Origin of the sequence: Schaedlerella arabinosiphila, from assembly GCF_003885045.1 — a bacterium.
Lineage (GTDB): Bacteria > Bacillota > Clostridia > Lachnospirales > Lachnospiraceae > Schaedlerella > Schaedlerella arabinosiphila.
On the sequence record NZ_RHJS01000002.1, the window covers coordinates 5,137,907 to 5,155,741 of the forward strand.

At 47.5% G+C, this 17,835-nt stretch carries 18 protein-coding genes; 14 read left to right on the forward strand and 4 right to left on the reverse strand.

All coding sequences use genetic code 11. The features are described 5' to 3' along the window. Positions 1-5 precede the first annotated feature (5 nt). From EBB54_RS24310 to EBB54_RS24325, 4 genes are read left to right on the forward strand one after another with little or no spacing between them, the layout of a single operon-like run. A complete protein-coding gene (locus EBB54_RS24310) occupies positions 6-365 on the forward strand; it encodes a BlaI/MecI/CopY family transcriptional regulator (RefSeq protein ID WP_004076237.1) in 360 nt (119 codons plus the stop codon). Positions 366-375: 10 nt separating this feature from the next. Continuing rightward, a complete protein-coding gene (locus tag EBB54_RS24315; protein ID WP_125129325.1) occupies positions 376-3,207 on the forward strand; it encodes a M56 family metallopeptidase in 2,832 nt (943 codons plus the stop codon). Positions 3,208-3,265: 58 nt separating this feature from the next. Then, positions 3,266-3,676 (forward strand): hypothetical protein, encoded by a 411-nt coding sequence (locus tag EBB54_RS24320; RefSeq protein ID WP_125129326.1) that lies wholly within the window; start codon positions 3,266-3,268, stop codon positions 3,674-3,676. Further along, complete coding sequence (locus EBB54_RS24325; RefSeq protein WP_162307192.1) at positions 3,673-4,953, forward strand: FtsX-like permease family protein; 1,281 nt, start codon at positions 3,673-3,675, stop codon at positions 4,951-4,953. The genes EBB54_RS24320 and EBB54_RS24325 overlap by 4 nt, the downstream gene beginning before the upstream one ends. A 58-nt stretch (positions 4,954-5,011) precedes the next feature. Here the strand turns inward: EBB54_RS24325 and EBB54_RS24330 are convergent, their stop codons facing one another. Further along, a complete protein-coding gene (locus EBB54_RS24330; protein WP_125129328.1) occupies positions 5,012-6,373 on the reverse strand; it encodes an ATP-binding protein in 1,362 nt (453 codons plus the stop codon). A 467-nt stretch (positions 6,374-6,840) separates the two neighbouring features. Between EBB54_RS24330 and EBB54_RS24335 the strand changes: the two genes are divergently transcribed. From EBB54_RS24335 to EBB54_RS24350, 3 genes are all read left to right on the forward strand, one after another. Beyond that, on the forward strand, positions 6,841-8,184 hold the full coding sequence (locus tag EBB54_RS24335) for an AAA family ATPase (protein ID WP_125129329.1): 1,344 nt from the start codon (positions 6,841-6,843) through the stop codon (positions 8,182-8,184). Next, entirely contained in the window at positions 8,181-8,381 is a 201-nt protein-coding gene (locus tag EBB54_RS24340; RefSeq protein ID WP_243127800.1) for an ATP-binding protein, read from the forward strand. Before EBB54_RS24335 ends, EBB54_RS24340 begins: the two co-directional genes overlap by 4 nt. Before the next feature lie 365 nt (positions 8,382-8,746). Further along, positions 8,747-9,007 (forward strand): hypothetical protein, encoded by a 261-nt coding sequence (locus EBB54_RS24350; RefSeq protein ID WP_125129330.1) that lies wholly within the window; start codon positions 8,747-8,749, stop codon positions 9,005-9,007. 391 nt (positions 9,008-9,398) lie between these two features. On the opposite strand, the gene EBB54_RS24360 is transcribed toward EBB54_RS24350, so the two are convergent. Next, entirely contained in the window at positions 9,399-9,641 is a 243-nt protein-coding gene (locus EBB54_RS24360) for a helix-turn-helix domain-containing protein (RefSeq protein WP_125129331.1), read from the reverse strand. 152 nt (positions 9,642-9,793) lie between these two features. Here EBB54_RS24360 and EBB54_RS24365 point away from each other — a divergent pair, with 152 nt between their 5' ends. The 5 genes from EBB54_RS24365 to EBB54_RS24385 all read left to right on the forward strand — a co-directional run bounded on the left by EBB54_RS24365 (position 9,794) and on the right by EBB54_RS24385 (position 14,347). Further along, positions 9,794-10,633: a hypothetical protein gene (locus tag EBB54_RS24365; protein WP_243127801.1), complete on the forward strand. Its 840-nt coding sequence runs from the start codon at positions 9,794-9,796 to the stop codon at positions 10,631-10,633. Between the two features lie 274 nt (positions 10,634-10,907). Next, positions 10,908-11,906 carry an ADP-ribosylglycohydrolase family protein gene (locus EBB54_RS24370; protein WP_125129332.1) on the forward strand — a complete coding sequence of 333 codons (999 nt, stop codon included), beginning with the start codon at positions 10,908-10,910 and terminating at the stop codon, positions 11,904-11,906. After that, positions 11,903-12,859 carry a PfkB family carbohydrate kinase gene (locus EBB54_RS24375; protein ID WP_125129333.1) on the forward strand — a complete coding sequence of 319 codons (957 nt, stop codon included), beginning with the start codon at positions 11,903-11,905 and terminating at the stop codon, positions 12,857-12,859. Before EBB54_RS24370 ends, EBB54_RS24375 begins: the two co-directional genes overlap by 4 nt. Next, positions 12,856-13,551 (forward strand): nicotinamide riboside transporter PnuC, encoded by a 696-nt coding sequence (gene pnuC / locus EBB54_RS24380; protein WP_125129334.1) that lies wholly within the window; start codon positions 12,856-12,858, stop codon positions 13,549-13,551. The genes EBB54_RS24375 and pnuC overlap by 4 nt, the downstream gene beginning before the upstream one ends. A 67-nt stretch (positions 13,552-13,618) precedes the next feature. Further along, positions 13,619-14,347, forward strand: a complete 729-nt coding sequence (locus tag EBB54_RS24385) for a GntR family transcriptional regulator (protein ID WP_125129335.1) — start codon at positions 13,619-13,621, stop codon at positions 14,345-14,347. A 125-nt stretch (positions 14,348-14,472) separates the two neighbouring features. Here the strand turns inward: EBB54_RS24385 and EBB54_RS24390 are convergent, their stop codons facing one another. Beyond that, positions 14,473-15,195, reverse strand: a complete 723-nt coding sequence (locus EBB54_RS24390) for a Crp/Fnr family transcriptional regulator (RefSeq protein ID WP_125129336.1) — start codon at positions 15,193-15,195, stop codon at positions 14,473-14,475. A 133-nt stretch (positions 15,196-15,328) separates the two neighbouring features. Beyond that, positions 15,329-16,102: a flagellin gene (locus EBB54_RS24395; RefSeq protein ID WP_125129337.1), complete on the reverse strand. Its 774-nt coding sequence runs from the start codon at positions 16,100-16,102 to the stop codon at positions 15,329-15,331. Between the two features lie 390 nt (positions 16,103-16,492). On the opposite strand from EBB54_RS24395, the gene EBB54_RS24400 reads away from it, so the two are divergent. After that, positions 16,493-17,341, forward strand: coding sequence for a DUF3100 domain-containing protein (locus EBB54_RS24400; protein WP_125129338.1), 849 nt, complete (start codon positions 16,493-16,495; stop codon positions 17,339-17,341). 41 nt (positions 17,342-17,382) lie between these two features. Further along, positions 17,383-17,829, forward strand: coding sequence for a hypothetical protein (locus tag EBB54_RS24405; RefSeq protein ID WP_125129339.1), 447 nt, complete (start codon positions 17,383-17,385; stop codon positions 17,827-17,829). Positions 17,830-17,835 lie beyond the last annotated feature (6 nt).

Sequence of the window (17,835 nt, forward strand, 5' to 3'; positions counted from 1 at the left end):
TGGATATGGACATAAAATTATTCGATTCGGAACTAAAGGTAATGGACGTGCTGTGGCGGGAGGGAGATTCCACGGCCAAGAACATTTCCAACGTATTAAAAGAAGAGGTCGGCTGGAATATGAACACCACCTATACGCTGATCAAACGCTGCATCAAGAAAGGCGCCATTGAGCGGTCGGAGCCGAACTTCATGTGCCATGCGCTGATCCCCAAGGAGGAGGTGCAGGAGGCGGAGACCAATGAACTGATCAACAAGATTTACGATGGCTCGGCGGATAAGCTGTTCGCGGCCCTGCTGGGGAGGAAAAAGCTCTCCCCCGAGCAGATCTCGCAGCTAAAACAGATCGTAGGCGAATTGGAGTGAGGTGAGAGAGATGAGTCTAATGGCAATGAGTATTTCCGGCGCGGTATTGATCCTGGTAATCCTGGCAGTCAGGGCGGCCCTGAAAGACCGGCTGCCGAAAAGGACATTTGCGGTGCTCTGGACAGCCGCCCTGCTCCGGCTGCTGATCCCGTTTTCCGTGCCCTTCTCATGGAGCGCATATACCCTGCTTCAAAATGCGGCATCCGATACAAGAGCAGTCTTGGAGAGCCACTCCGCCGGGAACCCGCAGTCAGAATCGGGAACTGGCTCACAGGGCAGTTCCGCCCGTAATCTGCATTTAGAATCGGAACCTGACTCACAGGACAGTTCCGCCCGTACCCCGCAGTCAGGATCAGAAGCCGGCGCGCAGAGTATTTTCGGGCAGAGCCGGCAGACAGATCCAGGAGCCGAATCCCCGGGCAATTTGGCATCCGATGCCCAGGTCGGCGGGCAATTGGATTTGCCAATATCCTCCGAAAGCATTTCAGAAGAAGCGCTTCCCCTTGCGGAGCAGCTTGCAAAAATACTTCCGGCTTTAAAGGGAATCTGGGCAGCAGGCTTCCTGGCCTGTGCAATCTTTTTCGGGTGGATGTATTTCCGGTGTTACCGGGAATTTCGGATGTCGCTGCCTTTCGAAGACCATTTCCTGGATATCTGGCATAACAGCCATCCTTTGTGGAGAAAGCTGTCCATACGCCAGTCAGACCAGATCGTGTCCCCGCTGTCATACGGAGTCTGGCATCCCGTCATTTTACTGCCGAAGTCCGCAAAATGCGGAGACAGATTCCGGCTCCGCTACGTGCTGGAACACGAATACGTGCATATCCGGTATTTTGACGCGGCGGTAAAGCTGCTGATGGCGGCGGTTCTGTGCATACACTGGTTCAATCCATGCGTGTACCTGATGTATAGATTCTTCAACCGGGATCTGGAATTAGCCTGCGACGAAGCCGTTGTACACCGATTCGGCGAAGAGCAGAAATCCGCATACGCCATGGCGTTGATCGAGATGGAAGAGGAAAAGAGCGGCCTGCTCCCCCTGGGAAACAGTTTCAGCAAAAACGCAATCGAAGAAAGGATTGGTGCGATTATGAAAATGAAAAAAACTCCGCCCTTTGTCCATGGACTGTCGGCGGCGCTGGTTTGCGGAATCATCCTGCTCTTTGCAACCTCCTGCGGTTCCTATGGAGAGGCGGAAAAAAGCAGGGAAACAACCCTCCGGGCGGAGGCGGTGGATGCAGAGGAAACAAATGCGGATAACCGTGTCGTTACGAAATCCCTCTCCGCCGCATTGAAAGAGTCAAAACAGAGCGGTGAGGCCATTCACGAGTCTGCACTGGATCTGACAGAGGAAAGCAAAGAAAGCACCGCTAAAAACGAGGAGGAAAATGTGAACAAGCTGGTTCAGGATACTTCCGCGATGGATGAAAGCGCACTGAGTTACAGCAGGAAAGAGCTTGCGGACCGGATTGCAGATCTGGATCAGTCCATAGAAGAAATAGAAAACGAACTGGACAGACTGGATTATCTGCATATAGATATCCTGGCATACAAGGCGATGTTAGATCAAACCACAGAACGGAATCAGGAGATTCAGGATATCAGGGCGAATGCAGGACAGAACACGGATCAGGAGAAGCTGCGCCGGGAACAGGAAGAGAACACAAAGCAGATCGAGACGTGGAAAAGGATGATCGAGGAAAAAGAAAAGGAAGTGGAACAGTTCCGAAGCAATGCAGACGACCTTACCCGGGAGATCGAGCAGATGCAGGAGGAGAGAGAACGCCTGCTGCAGATCGAATCAGTCCTGGAGCTGGAGACCTTTTTTGAGGAGCATTACGGAAAATACGGAATCAGCTTCAGCCAGTCCGAAGGCAGGCTTTATAAGGGAAAGACTCCGGTCCGCTTTTTCATAGACGAGAAAGAAGGCGGCGTACTGTGGGCCGACAATGATGGTGAGGTCGTGGTTCGGGCTGTCTACGATAAAGAAGGAAAGGTCAGCGGGGTATCCGTGAGAGAAGCAGACGAGGATAAGATCGGAGTGCATTTTGCGGAGGACACGGAAGAAACCGCAGCGAAAACCTACGCCGGCAATCAAGAAACCCACACCGGGGACAATTCATACCGCAGCGCAGCCTACGTCATTTCCAAGGGAGAGGAATTTGAGGAATATAAGAAATTCGGCCTGTCCTACGATGAAAAAACGGATTTCCTGATGTATAAGAACCAGACTGTAGGATACTTTAAAGATGAGACAAAGCCAAACGTTTATACAAGGCTGGCAGAAGGTTCCGGAAAACTGGGGATCACCGTGAACCGGGACAAAAACGGGAAGATCACCGACTTTTCCGTATTTCCGTTCGATGAAAGCAGCGTGCCGGATTCGTCTGTAAGCGAAGGCGTCGATGTCAAAGAAGGCTCCGGCCTTATCAGGTGGGACGACTCAGGGAATATAGTCAGCATGGTTACATTTCCTGCCGCGGAACGGGGCGATTTGGAAGCGTATGCCGCGGAACAGGGAGACACAGATGAGGCGGAAGGGGAAGCCACATCTGGCGAAGGCGCCTATTCCGAGGGAGATCCGAATGAAACAGAAACCAGCCTGCCAAAGGAATATGAAAAGCTGGGCATAAAGGCTTCCAAGGAAAAAAACAGCGGATGGATCTATCAGGGCAAAGAGGTCGCCGTCATCTACGACAAGGATCATTGGATCTATACAAATGGCACCATCCCGGAAAAGAAAGCGGTCTACCTTGAAGTGGTGCGGGACAAAAAAGACCGCGTGACCGAACTGAAAGAAGTCTCGAAAAAGGAAATGCAGAAGCTGATAGATGAGAATTAAGGGGCCGGGCAGACATACCCCGCAAGGGAAATGTTTACTCGACCAAGTAAGGAGCAGCATGTTCACCGCAAAAAAGATGTTCATAAATATCGCAAGAAACAAAGCCAGGAGCCTGATCCTGGCTGCGTTTTCCTTCCTGGCGGTTCTGTTTGCCGGGATCTGTTTTGGAAATCTGGAACAGAACGAAAGCCTGCTGGCCGCGCTGGGGGAAAAGATCCCTGTGACGGCAGCCATTGCAAATTCCACCGGAGACAGGCTGACAGGGCTTGACATTACGGAAAAACGAATCGAATTGTTTCTGGATCTGGGGCTGGAAGACTATACGGTCACGGCAGAAAGCTACGGAAACATCGGATTCGGCCCGGAAAATACGGAGCAGAGGGCCAGCGTCCATCTGATGGGAACCAATACAGTATCGGCCATGGATGCATGGAAGCCGGAACCACCTATATCACATACATGGGTATGAATCCCGTAAATGCAGATAGGCATGAAGGCTTTGAAGGAATCGAATATATGCCCCTGCGGATTTATGAAAACCAGACCCGGCTCTGGTATGAGGCAGGCGACGGCTTCTATGATACCGCGGAAGGTGCAGTCTGGGAACGCATCGCCGAAATGCTGGAAACCTGCAAGGAGAAAATGATGCCCGTGACGCCGGTCAGCGACCTGCAGCTTCTGCGGCCATTTCATGACGGGGAGGCGGCGCTTGCAGAGGGACGCAGGATCACCCCGGAGGAATATGAAAAGGGCGGCAGGGTGTGCCTGATCCCGCAGACATTTGCGCAGAAAAACGATCTGCAGGTAGGGGATACGCTCCCGCTGCAGTTTTATTTCGCTGATTATAAATATCCCCTGTGCCAGGTGGCCTTCGTCACGGGAGGGATGGATATGGAGGCAATAGACGCCGACGGAAATATTCTGAACCCGTTTTGGGAAGGCGGATATGAGATCGTCGGTATCTACTCCTATTCGGTTACCCTGACAAATGATCCTCACGCATTTGCAGAAAACCAGATCTTTGTCCCGGAACGCTCCGTTTCGAAGGATTTCAAAGACCATGTGACAGCTCGCGGGCCGATGCAGGTATACAACACTTCCTTCCGCATCAAAAACGGCTCTATCGGCAGATTCATGGAAGAATTTTCGAAGCTTCCCGAAAGCAGTCTCCTGGAGATCGAATTTGACGACGGCGGATACGAAACATTTGCATCCAAAATGAAAAATACCCGCATCGTGGCAGCCGCCCTCTTTTTTGCGGGACTCGCGCTGCTGCTTGCGACCATTGCGTTTCTCATGTATTTTATGATCCTCAAACAGAGACGGCGCACCGCCGTGGAGCAGGCCCTTGGCATGACAAAACGGCAGTGCGTCATATCCCTGCTGGGCGGAATCCTGGTGCTGACGGCAGTCTGCTCCGCAGCCGGCGCGGCCGCCGGAATGCAGATGAGCCAGGCGGTGCGGGAAGCGGCGGAGAGCAAGGATGAAGGATTCAGCACGGCTTATACAAAGGGGATGCCGGATAGCCGCGGGGAAGAAGAGGCTTCGCCGGATGATGCGGGCGGGGTGAAAAATGAGGATGGAGTAGAAAACGAAGCCATATCGGAGAATCCCAGTGTGGATCAGCGGATACTGGTCTGCCTGACTGCCCTGTGTGAAACTGGGGTTGTCAGCCTTCTGTCGCTCTTTTTTATCAGCCGGAATCTGTGCGCGGCGCCGATATTGGTGTTGTCTGAGAAGGAGTAAAAACATGGCGGGATTACGGATGTGAAAGCTGCCGCGGTATATCATGAGGTGACTTTTTTCACACAAATTTGTAACGTTCCAGCATATAAATCGGCAGAGTTTCAATTTTACCATCAATGCCGCCCTTCGTATCTCCCTTTAGATAAAGCAGTTTATGTGCTTTCCCCTGTTCCAGCGCTTTCAATGCGGTGGCAGCCGTTCCTTTGCCGGATTTTACTTCTACCAGATAGCGGGTAGATGAATGGACGCTCTGCGCAATGAAATCAATCTCGCCGCCCCGGTATGTGGCAAATGCCGGTGTTTCAAAAACAATCTCTTCCGGAAAATCCTGCCTTTTTTTCAGGTTGATGTAAACATAGTTTTCATTCAGCGTACCTGAGATGGACCTGGAATCTATACCAGTCCGGGACAGATAATAGTTAGCCAGTCCGGGGTCCATAAAATAGCAGCGGCTTGCCGGTTTGAAATCAAGGACATCCATTTCCGTGATCTTGGCGCAGAAACCAATGATGCCCGAGAAATACAGCCAGCTGATCGCCCGGTTGCAGGCAGCTTTTGAAAGATTACTGGAATAATCCCTGGTTACCAGCTTCTGCAGTTCTTCGCTGATACTGCCCTCTGCCAGTCCCCTGCTCTCCCGGCATAAAATACGGCTGACAGAAAGAAAAATCTGGGTAAACACCCTGGTATCCAGGATATCCGTAAAATACCGGGTAGATTCATTCGTGAAGGTATCAATGATTTTTACAAGAGCTCCCCTGGCTTTTTCAATATCCTTTGTTTCCAGATAGGTTTTGACTACATTTGGATATCCGCCGATCTGAAGATAGATGTCATATGCCGTTTTTAACAGCTCGTATACATCGCTATCCTGTGGAGAATCTGACTTCAGACTGAGATATTGTGTATACAGGTTCCCGTCAAATGCCTGGAGGAACTCACCAAATGACAGGGTATAAATGGAAATCCGCGTCATATCCCCGCTGGAATATCGGAATTCCGGCTCTAAAATCTGCCCCAGATAGCTTCCGGTTACAATAAAATGCGCCTGAAAGTGCCGGGTAAATTCCCGGATGCAGTTATAGATTTCGGCAGACTCCTGTATTTCGTCAATAATGATTACGGTATCGTCAGAATCAGAAAAGTCAGGTTCAAAAAGCCGGAATGCGTCATGAAGGGGGTGCTCCGGACGTTTTGTGCCGGGTATCCATGACGTAGCCTGTTTATAGCATTCCAGGAACTGTTTTCCGCTCTGTTCAAAAAAGTTGATATAAATTTTATATTTAAAATGTTCATCTGCAAATTTATTGATGATATATGTTTTTCCTACCTGCCTGGCGCCGTTTACTTCTAAAGTGCTTCGGTTTTGTTCACTTTTCCATTCCAAAAGTTTATCATAAACGGTTCGTTTGAGATACATTGCTCTGGCTCCTTTCATAATAAGGTTTGTCCGGATATTGAATTACCAGTTACTATTCACAGCCATATAAAAATCAGCAGACAGATTCGTCAAGCGCAGCTTGTAAGAAGCTGTTTGATGATTTTTATATGACTGAAATCAGTCACTTCACCCACATAAGCAAAAAATTAAGATGCGCAGCATCGGCAGACGGCTTTACCGGCTGTTTTTGCGCATGTGGGTGAAGTGGCTGTGAATAGTAACAATTACCAGCCTTGCCCAAAATGCACGGCTGGTAATCATATGGATTGTTTCCTTTTCTATTTTATCATGCTTTTTATAGTTACTCAATTCTTATTCAAACTATTTTATTCCTGTGAACAGTTCACACGGTCCCGGTTTAAAATGGCAGATAGACGAAAAGGAAGGAGTGTGATATATTAGTTTATATAGCCTGGAAGCAATGATTTTTTGGAAGGAAATATGACATGTATTTATCAAATATTCATATTGAGAATTTTAAAGGTATAAAAAATGCGGATTTTGATTTTGACAGAACAGTCAATATTATAATTGGAGATAACGGAACAGGAAAGACATCTGTCCTTGAAGCAATTGTAGTTGCTCTGGGCGGTTTTCTTTCCGGGATTGACGGTGTAAATACAATTCATTTTTCAAAAGATGAAATCAGGCGGGAAAATCAGCTTACAGGAAGAGGTTCTAATAACATTGTGTATAAAACGCCAATCCGGGTAGATGTTTGTCTCGAGTTGTGTGTTCATAATCATGGGAAGACGGAACTTCATCCATTCAAATTTACCAGACAGAAGAAGAGTATCAAAAGCGTACGTTCCACAGTAGAGCCCAGGGACATTTGCAGAGAAGCTCAGTGGATGGCAGAAGACAGGCAGGCCGTACTGCCGGTCATCAGCTACCAGAGCTTTTCCAGAGTATCGAATCAGAAGAAGGATAAATGGGAAAATCCATTTTCAAAGGAGGACTATTCCAGGGCGGTGGGGTATGTAGACTGCCTGGAAGAGGCGGCGAACGAGAAAATGCTTGCCAACTGGTGCAAAAAAATGGAACAAGTCGCATGGCAGCAGGAAGAAACGATTCCGGAATATGAGATTGTAAAAAAGACAGTATCAAAATTTATGCAGCTTATGCAGGAGGATGAACGCATCCGGGTTTATTATGACAAACGTACGGAAGAATTGGTATACACAAATGAAGAAGAAATTCTGCCGGTACGTATGTTGAGCTCAGGTTTCAGGAATTTGCTCGGGATGGTATTTGACATTGCTTACAGAATGGCAGTTTTAAATCCGGATTTATTGGAAAATGTTGTGGAGATGACCCCGGGAATCGTTCTGATTGATGAAATAGACCTGCATCTGCATCCCAGGTGGCAGTGGAAGATAATAGATGCTTTAAAAAATACATTTCCCAGGGTACAGTTCATCGTCACTACCCATTCGCCGGTGATTATTGCTTCGTGTAAGGAGGAAAAACTGATCACGCTGCAATTGGAGGATATTTTTTTAGACAAACCGTCGGAGATCATGCATGGAAAAACCGTAAAGGGCTGGATGGTGGACCGGGTTTTGACAGAGCATATGCGCACAGAAAACCGCGACCCGGAAACTACTGAAAAATTAAAGCATTTATCTTTGCTTGCCAAAAAGAAAATTTCAGGATACATGTCGGATGGGGAAAAAGAAGAGTACAGAAGGCTGATCCGGGAGCTGAGCAGTTTACTGCCGGAAGACGATATTGCAGTGGAAGAGGCTGCTTTTATGTCGGTGGATGAGATATTGGGGAACAAAGAATGAGTTTGTTAAGACTAAGATTACTTGCAGATGTATTCAACAGGCTCGGATATATGGAGCGAAAAGGCAGCGGATTTGGAAAGATTATCAGTGGATATGAATTTCAAATCAATTATAATGAGAGCAAAACACCATCATTCCGTTCGGACAGATATCAGTTTACTGTGGTGATGCCGAACCTGAATTCTAATGTCCCTTAAGGTGTCCCCCAAGATGTCCCTTAAGGTGTCCCCCAAGATGTCCCTTAAGGTGTCCCCCAAGATGTCCCTCAAGGTGTCCCTCAAGACAAACTGGATGCCCAGATTATGGATTTGATTCGTAAGGACAGCAAAATTAGTACAGAGAAAATGGCGATTGCGTTAGGCGTAAGTTCTATCATAGAAAAGATATTTTACCGATACGGTTTTTGGATGAGGAGTGACCCTTTAAATAGGAGGAAATAATGATGTTGAAATGGAAACGGGCGTTGATATTTTCCCAATCGTAAAGAATGAGGAGCATTATATGTATTGGGCGGATACATTGCCTTTTTATAAAAATATTAAAGATGAAGGGGTACTGATTGGTGAATAAAAAAGAAAGAGATTTGTGTATTTATAGATACCGTGATGCGATGGAGACATTTGAAGCAGCAAGCCTTTGTTTTCGAAATAATCATTTTAAGGATGCCATTAATAGAAGTGATTATGATGCATTTTATATTGCTTCAAGAGAGGAGGCGCAAGAACAAATATGCGCTGCACACGCTGAAAAGACAATTATAAAAGGTGGTAAGGTAAATCCTTGCCACCATTGTACTATTATCTGCTGGCAGGTATATTCCTAAAAAATTCTTCGTATTCTACATTAAAGATTTCTTTCAATCCGACCAAATCGCTAATATAGATATTCCCTCTGCCAAGCTCAATCAATGAATATGTGCTGCGACTCAATGGCGATCCTAAAACCTGTAGTTTGGCAACGGTCTGTTCCTGGGTTAACTGACAGGAATTACGGATGCGCTGTAGATTTTGTCCAAATAATTCATTACATAATATCTTCATGGCTATAAATCACCTTTCTAATTTCAATGGAGTTGAAATTTGTCGTTAAGGTTTTTCCATGCCGTATTTATTTATAGGTTTGCCAATAAGTACAAGCAATAAACTGTACTATATCAAACAACAAAAAGAAAAATGCTTATAGATATAAGCGAAAACAAATAAAAACTTCCCTTGCTATCTTGATACAGAAATATCTTTAAAAAAATCGGAATAATTCGTTTTAAAAATTTGTTTTAGACCAACTAAGTCACTAACAAAAATATTTCCACGTCCCAGTTCAATTAAAGAGTATGTACTACGACTAAGAGGCGAACCAAGCAGCTGTAGTTTAGCAACAGTCTGTTCTTGTGAGAAATTGCATGAAAGACGAATCTGTTGCAGGTTACGTCCAAATGTTTCATTGCATAATAATTTCAAGACTATGCCCCCCCCTTTTTTTGCTTATATCTGTAAGCTATATCTTGATTTTACCAATATAAAAAGCTATAATTGCTTATGGATATAAGCAAAATAAATATTGAAAAATGGAGGTATAAATATAAGAAAGATAATGGCTTGTTAAGTGAAAAGTGGAGGTGTTAGAGATAAGAGGATTGTGGAAAAAAATAAGGATAAAATGGGATGATTTCTGGATAGGGGATGAACACGATGATTCTAAGAAGAATTTAAGCCATTCAGATAAGCGTTCCCTTTTATATGGCTATTTTATAATAGGAACTCTTACGGTTGCCTTCGTGATATTCCTTATCAAAATGAATGACTTTCGGATAAACCGCCGGAATGACGCTGCTATGGAAGAACTTCTAAACATGGTTATATCTTACGTGGAATCTGCCACACAAGATGAATATGATGAGATTGCTCAGACCATAAGGAATGACTTAGTATTTCGCAAATATGAAAAGGATATAGAGAAATACATCCGGTATATTCCGAACACATCTGAGAAATGTCGTGCCTGTAAGGGGAGTTATCCAGCCCAGGCAGTTCTTATCAGCTTAAATACCGGAGAATCTTATTCGTTGGACTTGTTTGAACGAGGAATAGATCCAGAGGATTATCAGGGAAATACGCTGTTGACATTTGGTTATGATGAAATAAGCCAGACAAGTATTCACATTTCCAAAAGTCCGGGTGAAAACAAAGGTCTGGCAGAAATAGAGCGAGGAAACGGGATTGTCAGCATCCACAGGATGAAAAAATTATTTTGTGATGACTGTATCAAAGCGATGTTGGATACAGTTGAGAATCAGATTATAGGAGAAGTTGTCATTTGTGATACGAAAACGAATACTTTTTATCCCTTGGAAGATGAAAGCAAGGCGCAGATTGAAGATTATGCATTAGAAACAGAATATAAAGATGGAAATTACGAGATAGCAGTTAAGTCTGTCAATGAAACGGAGTGATTCAGGAATTGAGAACAGGAAGGAGAGCAAAGTAATATGTAGCCGAATTATATATAATTACGGCCAATGCCGTCTGATGGATAATGGGACAAGTACTCTATAATCAGTACTAGTCTCATTTTTTGTATATATTACACAAATTTACTTTCCCGCACAAACCAAAACACCATAAAAATTATGCGCTATGCTGAAAGTCAAAGAGCATATTGACATTCCATTGTCTGGAATTTATAATACATGTTGTAATAACAAGTTGATATGGAAGGAGAGAAAAATGAGGAACAGAATTGCAGGAGCGCTGTATGGAATGGCGCTGGGCGACGCGATGGGGATGCCGGCAGAGCTGTGGGCAAAGGAGCGGGCCCGCAGATTCTTCAGAAAAAAGATCGACCGTTTTCTGGACGGCCCGAAAGAAAACGAGGTTGCCTTTAATTACAAGTACGGACAGTTTACAGACGACACAGGACAGGCCTTGGTTCTTCTGGATTCCATTGCGTCCACCGATTACGTGCCGGACGTCAGGGACATTGCCCAGAGGATGATCGCATGGGCCGAAAAAGAAAACGCATGGGAAAACAACATTCTGGGCCCCACCTCCAAGATTGCGCTGGCCAATTTCCGGGACGGGATCGAGGATACCAGACCCACGGACAAGGCGCTTTCCAACGGCAGCGCCATGAGGATACCGCCCATTGGCTGTCTGTTTACCCCGGATCAGAAGCAGGAACTTGTGAATTATGTATACGGCGTATCCCGGGCCACCCATACCAGCGACGTGACCATTGCCGGGGCAGCCATGATCGCCATGGGGGTCAGCTCCGCAATTGTAAATGACGATTTTGAACAGGTCATAGAAGACATTCTCGGAATCGAAGAAATGGGCTACCAAAAAGGCTGCGAAAGCTACAGCCCGAGACTGGCGGAGCGCACGAAGATCGGCCTGCAGTTAGCGAAACAATTTGCGGACGACGAGGATACGTTCACCCAGAAGATCTACGACATTGTAGGGACTGGAGTATGCATCATCGAATCCGTTCCGGCGGCGGTTTCCGTAGCCTATTATACACAGGATCCCAACCGGGCATGTCTGATGTGCGCGAATCTGGGCGGGGACACGGATACCATCGGAGCAATGGCTTCAGCCATCTGCGGCGCGTTCAAAGGAGCGGATTCTATCAGGCCGGAATATATCGAAACACTGCAAAAACAGAATGATACGGATTTTGACGCATACATCGAGATTCTTCTGAAAGGAAGGGAAAAGCTGAAATGAAAACGCTGGTAGTCGGAGCAGCGATGATCGACATGCTCATGAAAATTGAAGCCCTGCCAAAAAGCGGCGAGGACGTGCTGTGCAGCGAGTCAGGGATCGTGATCGGCGGCTGTGCCTACAACGCGGCAAATACCCTGCGGAATCTGGAGAGCGCCGCAGACCTGTGCGTCCCCGTGGGAAAGGGCCCCTACGCCGATATGATCCGTTCGGAGCTGGAGCGGTGCGGTTATGACATTCTGATCCAGGACGACAGCCAGGACAACGGATACTGCCTGGATCTGGTTGAGGCAACCGGGGAGCGGACCTTCATTACCGCCCAGGGGATTGAGGGGGCTTTTCAGAAAAAATGGCTGGATTCCCTGGACATGGATCAATATGACAGCATTTATGTGGCGGGCTATCAGGTCTGCGGCCAGGGCGGCCAGGCAATCGGAGAATGGCTTTGCGGACATGGGGACAAACAGATTTTCTTCGCCCCCGGCCCTGTGATCTGCAGCATTGACGCAGCGGTGATGGAACAGATTTTTTCCGTACATCCCATTCTCCATCTCAACGAAAAAGAAGCGATGGACTTTACCCGGGCATCCCATCAACCAGATCCGGGAAACAGCGGCGGTGCGGACGGATACGTCCCGGCGGAAGATATTTTGGACGCGGTACGGGAGTTGTACAGCCGCACAGGCAATCTGGTGATCGTCACTCTGGGCGAAAAAGGAACCGTTTATTATGAGGGAGACGAGCTTCACACAGTACCCTCTGTAAAAACAACGGTGGTGGATACGATCGGCGCAGGGGACAGCCATATCGGGGCCGTGATCGGCGGGCTGAAAAAAGGGCTTGGCCGGGAAGAGAGCATCCGGCTTGCAAACCGTGTGGCCGCCGCAGTCGTAAGCGTACAGGGCCCGGTTATAGACAAAGAAACATTTGAGAAAAGGATGGAGGAGCACTTATGAATAAGATCAAAGAATTTTTTAAGGACTGGAGCATCTATGAAAAAGCATGGCTGGCATTTGTACTGATCTTTCAGACGGCGGCATGGTTTATCAACAGGCAGGACCTGTTTATGCTGGTGCTGACCTTATCCAGCAGCCTGAACCTGGTTCTCGGCGCAAAAGGAAAGGTTGCGGGTCTGTATTTCGCGATCATCAACAGCGCGCTGTATGCGATTAACTGTTTCAGCATTCCGCTGTACGGGGAAATCATGTACAACCTGCTGTATTCCATTCCGGTCAGCGCCACAGCCATTTTCATGTGGAAAAAGAACTCTGCTGACAGCGGGGAAGTAAAATTCCGAATCATGACGCCCCGGTTTGCAGCCGGCACGGTTGTCGTAACGATCGCCGGAACCCTGATCTACGCGAAAATCCTCGTATGGCTCGGCGGAAACTTTGCGTTCATGGATTCTCTGACAACGGTTGTATCTGTGATTGCAAGTATGTTATACTTATTACGTTATTCAGAGCAATGGCTCATGTGGGTGATCGTCAATGCACTGTCTATCGTAATGTGGATCATGGTATTTATGTCCGGAGACAAGAGCGCCATCCTGATCATTATTATGAAATGCGTGAACCTGTGCAATTCTTCTTACGGATACTGGAACTGGAGAAAGATTGCGAAGAAGGTACGGACAGAGGACAGGTAAGGCTGCTGTTTTGTACCCCGGCCGGACCGGACAGTGTACATAGAACCCCACAGGAACAGGGGGACATATGGGAAACAATGTTTCAAAATATGAAGTGATAAAAAGGGAGCTTCTTCAGAAGATAGACTCAATGGAATATAAGCCGAACCAGGTACTGCCTTCTGAGAGCGAGCTCTGTGAAATGTATCAGGTAAGCCGCATCACGGTGAGAAGGGCGGTTGATGAATTGGTAAAAGAAAATAAGCTGTATAAGATCAAGGGAAAAGGCTGCTTCGTGAGGGAACATTCCGTGGAAAGCCTCTCCCGCATCCACAGCTTTACCGAGGCGATCGTGCATGAGGGAAAAAAACCCGGAAGAAAGCAGCTTTATTTTTCCCGGGAACAGGCCGGGGAAGAGAGCGCGAAGCTGCTGGAGCTTGCGCCGGAGGACGAGGTATACAGGCTGAAATGCCTGTATATGGCTGACGAAAATGTATGCTGCGTCAATACTTCCATTCTGCCTGCAGCCATGTTTTCCAAGCTGGAATCCTTCAATTTTAACGTATGCTCCTTATACGATATCCTGAAATCCTTCTATGCACTGAATATCTCCCGGGTAAAGCAGAACATCGTCGCAACCATGGGAAGCGAAGAGATCCGAAAGACCCTGGGACTGCAGGAGGCACAGCCGCTGCTGCGGATTCACGCAACCTCCTACTGCCTGCACGAGAACCAGGAAAAGCCCTTTGAGATATATGAGAGCTATATCCTGACCGATATCCTAAGCTACACGGTGGAGAAGTATAATGTTATGTAGAAATTCTGCAACAGCAGCAATATAAAAAACTATCCCTGCGCAAGTTTACTTGTGTAGGGATAGTTTTTTATATTGATATTGGTCGGAACGACCAAAAGCCAGAGACAGGAGCTGCGCAGCAACGGTTATCCTTTTGCCGTACTCAGATATTCTTTCATCTGCAGATATTCCTCTATCCCATATGTAATCTTCCCTTTTACCAGAGAAAAATATCCATCCTTATGCATGGAGCGGATCGTCCGGTCCAGTGTCTTGGTGTTCATCCCCAGCTCTTCCCCCAGCCGTTCCCTGGTCTTCTGCAGCGTAATCGGGCGGGGAGCTTTTGATTTTCCAGAAATGTTTTCGCTTTCCGGAAAAACCTGCTCATAGAGACGCACAAGATAATCCGCCACAAGGAACATGGGCGGATAGTAAAGCTTCAGGCCGTTATTATAGGAAGAACGGTACAGCTTAAAGGCGGTACGTTCTGCCATCTTGCGGAGAATATGCGTATCGGAATTGACCCACTTTTCCGCGTCCTTCCGCGGAATATAGACGATCGTGTTGGCGGTCAGGGCTTCAATGGTGACGGAAGCCTCCGGTTTATTGGCCAGAAGCGCCACCTCTCCGATAAAATCAATGGCTTTGTTGGTCTCGATCATATAGATCTTGCCGTTTTCAAATTCGTTGATCACCCGGTTTTCACCCTTGGCCACTATCCCAAGGTATCTAAGTTCGCTGTCCTTCTGGTGGATCAGTCCGCCAGGGGGATGGACTTTTACACGGGCGAGCCGCCGAAGTTCAGCAGGCATGGTTTCGGTATAGTCTGCTAACTCCGGCACTTCTTTTTCCAGTTCACTTAATGTCATGAATTGGTACCTCCCGCGTATGCCTTTTGGGCATGTTCTATGTTCAGAAAGAACCAGGAAAATCATATTTCATAACAATCAGCAGAAACTGCGTTCCAGAACTGCTGATCAAATATTTTCTGAAGCAGGCGGCTTAGAACTGGAGCAGCCCCATTGTCTGCTGTCCCTTCTGCGCCATGTTCCGCTTCTGCAGCATCATGGAAACACTCTGCAGCGTCTGCTGGTGCTGAAGCTGCATCAATGCCTTCGCGATATCCGTATCTCCCATGCGGCTCTTAGATGCCGTCAGATTCTCGGATGCATATCCGTTGTAATCAATCGCGTATTCCAGCTTATTGTACTGAGCCCCCAGAGTACTGCGGTCTCCGGTTACTTTTTCCAGGGCCTTGTCAATATCCTGGATATTAAAATTCTTCGTAACATCAAAATCTGCCAGTCCCAGCGCGTCCAGCGTGGAATTGATGGAGTTGTTGACGTTGATGGAGCTGCCGTCGGCATCCCCTACCAGCTCAATCCCATTGGTCTGGCTTCCGTCAAGCAGGCTGCGGCCATTGAAGTTGGTCTGCTTTGCAACCTGGTTGATCTGATTCTTCAATTGGTCAACCTCTCTCTGGATATCCGCGCGGTTCGCGTCGTTCAAAATACCGCTGGAAGCACGGACTGCCAGCTCACGCATCCGCTGCAGGGCGCTTGTAACGCTGCCCAGTGCAGAATCAGAGGTCTTCAGCAGACTGACACCGTCGCTGAGGTTCTTTGTACCGGTGTTGATCCCGGTGATCTGCGCATTCTCCTTCTCGGTGATCGCCAGTTCAGCAGCACCGTCAGCCGCGGACATCAGCCGATTTCCGCTTGCGATATGCCCATACAAATAAGGGGATGTGGTACTAATTCCAGAAATTGCGCTCATAATAGATTCCTCCTTTTAAGATAAAAATATATAACGCCTGTAAAGGCTTCCGGTCTATGAGACTCGTAATAATCAAGGTAAACAATATCTGAAAAATTTTTCCCATCGGAAAAACCAGTAAATTTCAAAATAGATTCTTTCAAAGTAAATTTTAAAGTGACTGACAGAGAAAGTAATTCTCTTCTCTTATATATCATATCGTTCAAACTTTAAAAATGATTACAATAAATTGCAAAATTTATGAAAAAATTTCCAAAACACCTCATTTGTCCTGTTTTTAAAATTTGTTTTTCGGTAGAATCACATTATCAACAAAAACGGACACTCAATTTTCAGGCCGGCCCCGCATCCACAGGGGAAACTGGTCACAGGAACGGGAGGTAATCAAGGATGAAGAAACAAAAAGAAAACTTTGCCTACGAATCGCTGGGGCAGAGGATCAAGGTGGAATGGAAGGTGTATCTGCTGGCATTTGTATTTATTCTGATCGCGGACACGATCGGACAGATCCAGATTCCGGTGGGGAAAGGGATGTTTATTCTGTTTCCGATATTTTATGCCATTATCTTAGGTGTGCTCAGCGGGCCGGAAGTGCTCAAAATCGTGAAAAATGAGCAGGTCAGGGCAGCGTCAAAGCTGGTGGTAGTCGGAATCGCGCCGTTTATCGCAAAGCTGGGAATCACGGCAGGAGCGAATATCGAGACCATCCTGAGCGCAGGCCCGGCGGTGCTGCTCCACGGATTCGGAAATTTATTTGCCATTGTGCTGGCTCTGCCGGTGGCCATCCTGCTGGGTATGAAGCGGGAAGCCGTGGGAGCATGTTTCTCCATCAACCGGGAATACCACATGGCTCTGATTAACAACATTTACGGGTCAGATTCGGCGGAGGCGAGAGGAAGTCTTTCTATTTATATAGTAGGCGGAATGATCGGAACCATTTACTTCGGAATCCTGGCTTCCGCAGTGGCCATGACAGGGCTTTTCCATCCGGAAGCACTGGGGCTGGCGTCCGGCGTGGGCGCGGGAATCATGATGGCAAGCTCCAGCGCGTCGCTCTGCGCCATGTATCCGGAATCGGCGGAGACCATCAAAACACTGGCGAGCGTTGGTGAGACCATGGCGGGAATCACCGGAATCTACATCAATATGTTTCTGGCAATCCCGCTCTGCGACAGGCTTTACCGCATATTAGAGCCCAGGCTGGGAAGGTTTGCAAGATCAGGAAAAACGGAAGCATGACGGCAGGTACGCGAAATGGATGAAATGAAGGAGGATTTGGAATGAGATATATAGAATGGTTGTTTTTATTAGTGATCGGCGCCTGTGGAACAGGGCTGGCAAATTTTATCGGGCATGATGTAGGGTTTTTGGATTCTCTTCCGGGACTGGTGGTTCTCGTGGCGATCTCCATGCTGGCGGTTGTCTGCATCAAGCTGATTCCTTTGAAGCTTCCCATCGTGGCGTACTGCGCGATCATCGGCCTGCTCCTTGCATGCCCGCTGTCCCCGATCCGCACCTTCGTGATCGACGCGGCGGCAAAGATCAACTTTACGGCGCCGTTTACCATGGTCGGGGCGTATGCCGGGCTGGCCATCGGCGACCAACTGAAAGCATTTATCAAACAGGGGCCGAAGATCCTGGTGGTCGGACTGCTGGTAATGACGGGAACATTTCTCGGCTCCTGTATGTGGGATTCCCTGATTCTGACGCTGACCGGAGCTATCTGAGGCAGC

What these genes read in the sequence shown, in the direction of transcription:
- EBB54_RS24340 (WP_243127800.1), top strand. Translation starts at nt 8,181, where the DNA reads ATGAGTTTGTTAAGACTAAGATTACTTGCAGATGTATTCAACAGGCTC.
- EBB54_RS24315 (WP_125129325.1), top strand. Translation starts at nt 376, where the DNA reads ATGAGTCTAATGGCAATGAGTATTTCCGGCGCGGTATTGATCCTGGTA.
- EBB54_RS24370 (WP_125129332.1), top strand. Translation starts at nt 10,908, where the DNA reads ATGAGGAACAGAATTGCAGGAGCGCTGTATGGAATGGCGCTGGGCGAC.
- pnuC (WP_125129334.1), top strand. Translation starts at nt 12,856, where the DNA reads ATGAATAAGATCAAAGAATTTTTTAAGGACTGGAGCATCTATGAAAAA.
- EBB54_RS24310 (WP_004076237.1), top strand. Translation starts at nt 6, where the DNA reads ATGGACATAAAATTATTCGATTCGGAACTAAAGGTAATGGACGTGCTG.
- EBB54_RS24405 (WP_125129339.1), top strand. Translation starts at nt 17,383, where the DNA reads ATGAGATATATAGAATGGTTGTTTTTATTAGTGATCGGCGCCTGTGGA.
- EBB54_RS24400 (WP_125129338.1), top strand. Translation starts at nt 16,493, where the DNA reads ATGAAGAAACAAAAAGAAAACTTTGCCTACGAATCGCTGGGGCAGAGG.
- EBB54_RS24375 (WP_125129333.1), top strand. Translation starts at nt 11,903, where the DNA reads ATGAAAACGCTGGTAGTCGGAGCAGCGATGATCGACATGCTCATGAAA.
- EBB54_RS24325 (WP_162307192.1), top strand. Translation starts at nt 3,673, where the DNA reads ATGAATCCCGTAAATGCAGATAGGCATGAAGGCTTTGAAGGAATCGAA.
- EBB54_RS24330 (WP_125129328.1), bottom strand. Translation starts at nt 6,373, where the DNA reads ATGTATCTCAAACGAACCGTTTATGATAAACTTTTGGAATGGAAAAGT.
- EBB54_RS24335 (WP_125129329.1), top strand. Translation starts at nt 6,841, where the DNA reads ATGTATTTATCAAATATTCATATTGAGAATTTTAAAGGTATAAAAAAT.
- EBB54_RS24320 (WP_125129326.1), top strand. Translation starts at nt 3,266, where the DNA reads ATGTTCACCGCAAAAAAGATGTTCATAAATATCGCAAGAAACAAAGCC.
- EBB54_RS24385 (WP_125129335.1), top strand. Translation starts at nt 13,619, where the DNA reads ATGGGAAACAATGTTTCAAAATATGAAGTGATAAAAAGGGAGCTTCTT.
- EBB54_RS24395 (WP_125129337.1), bottom strand. Translation starts at nt 16,102, where the DNA reads ATGAGCGCAATTTCTGGAATTAGTACCACATCCCCTTATTTGTATGGG.
- EBB54_RS24390 (WP_125129336.1), bottom strand. Translation starts at nt 15,195, where the DNA reads ATGACATTAAGTGAACTGGAAAAAGAAGTGCCGGAGTTAGCAGACTAT.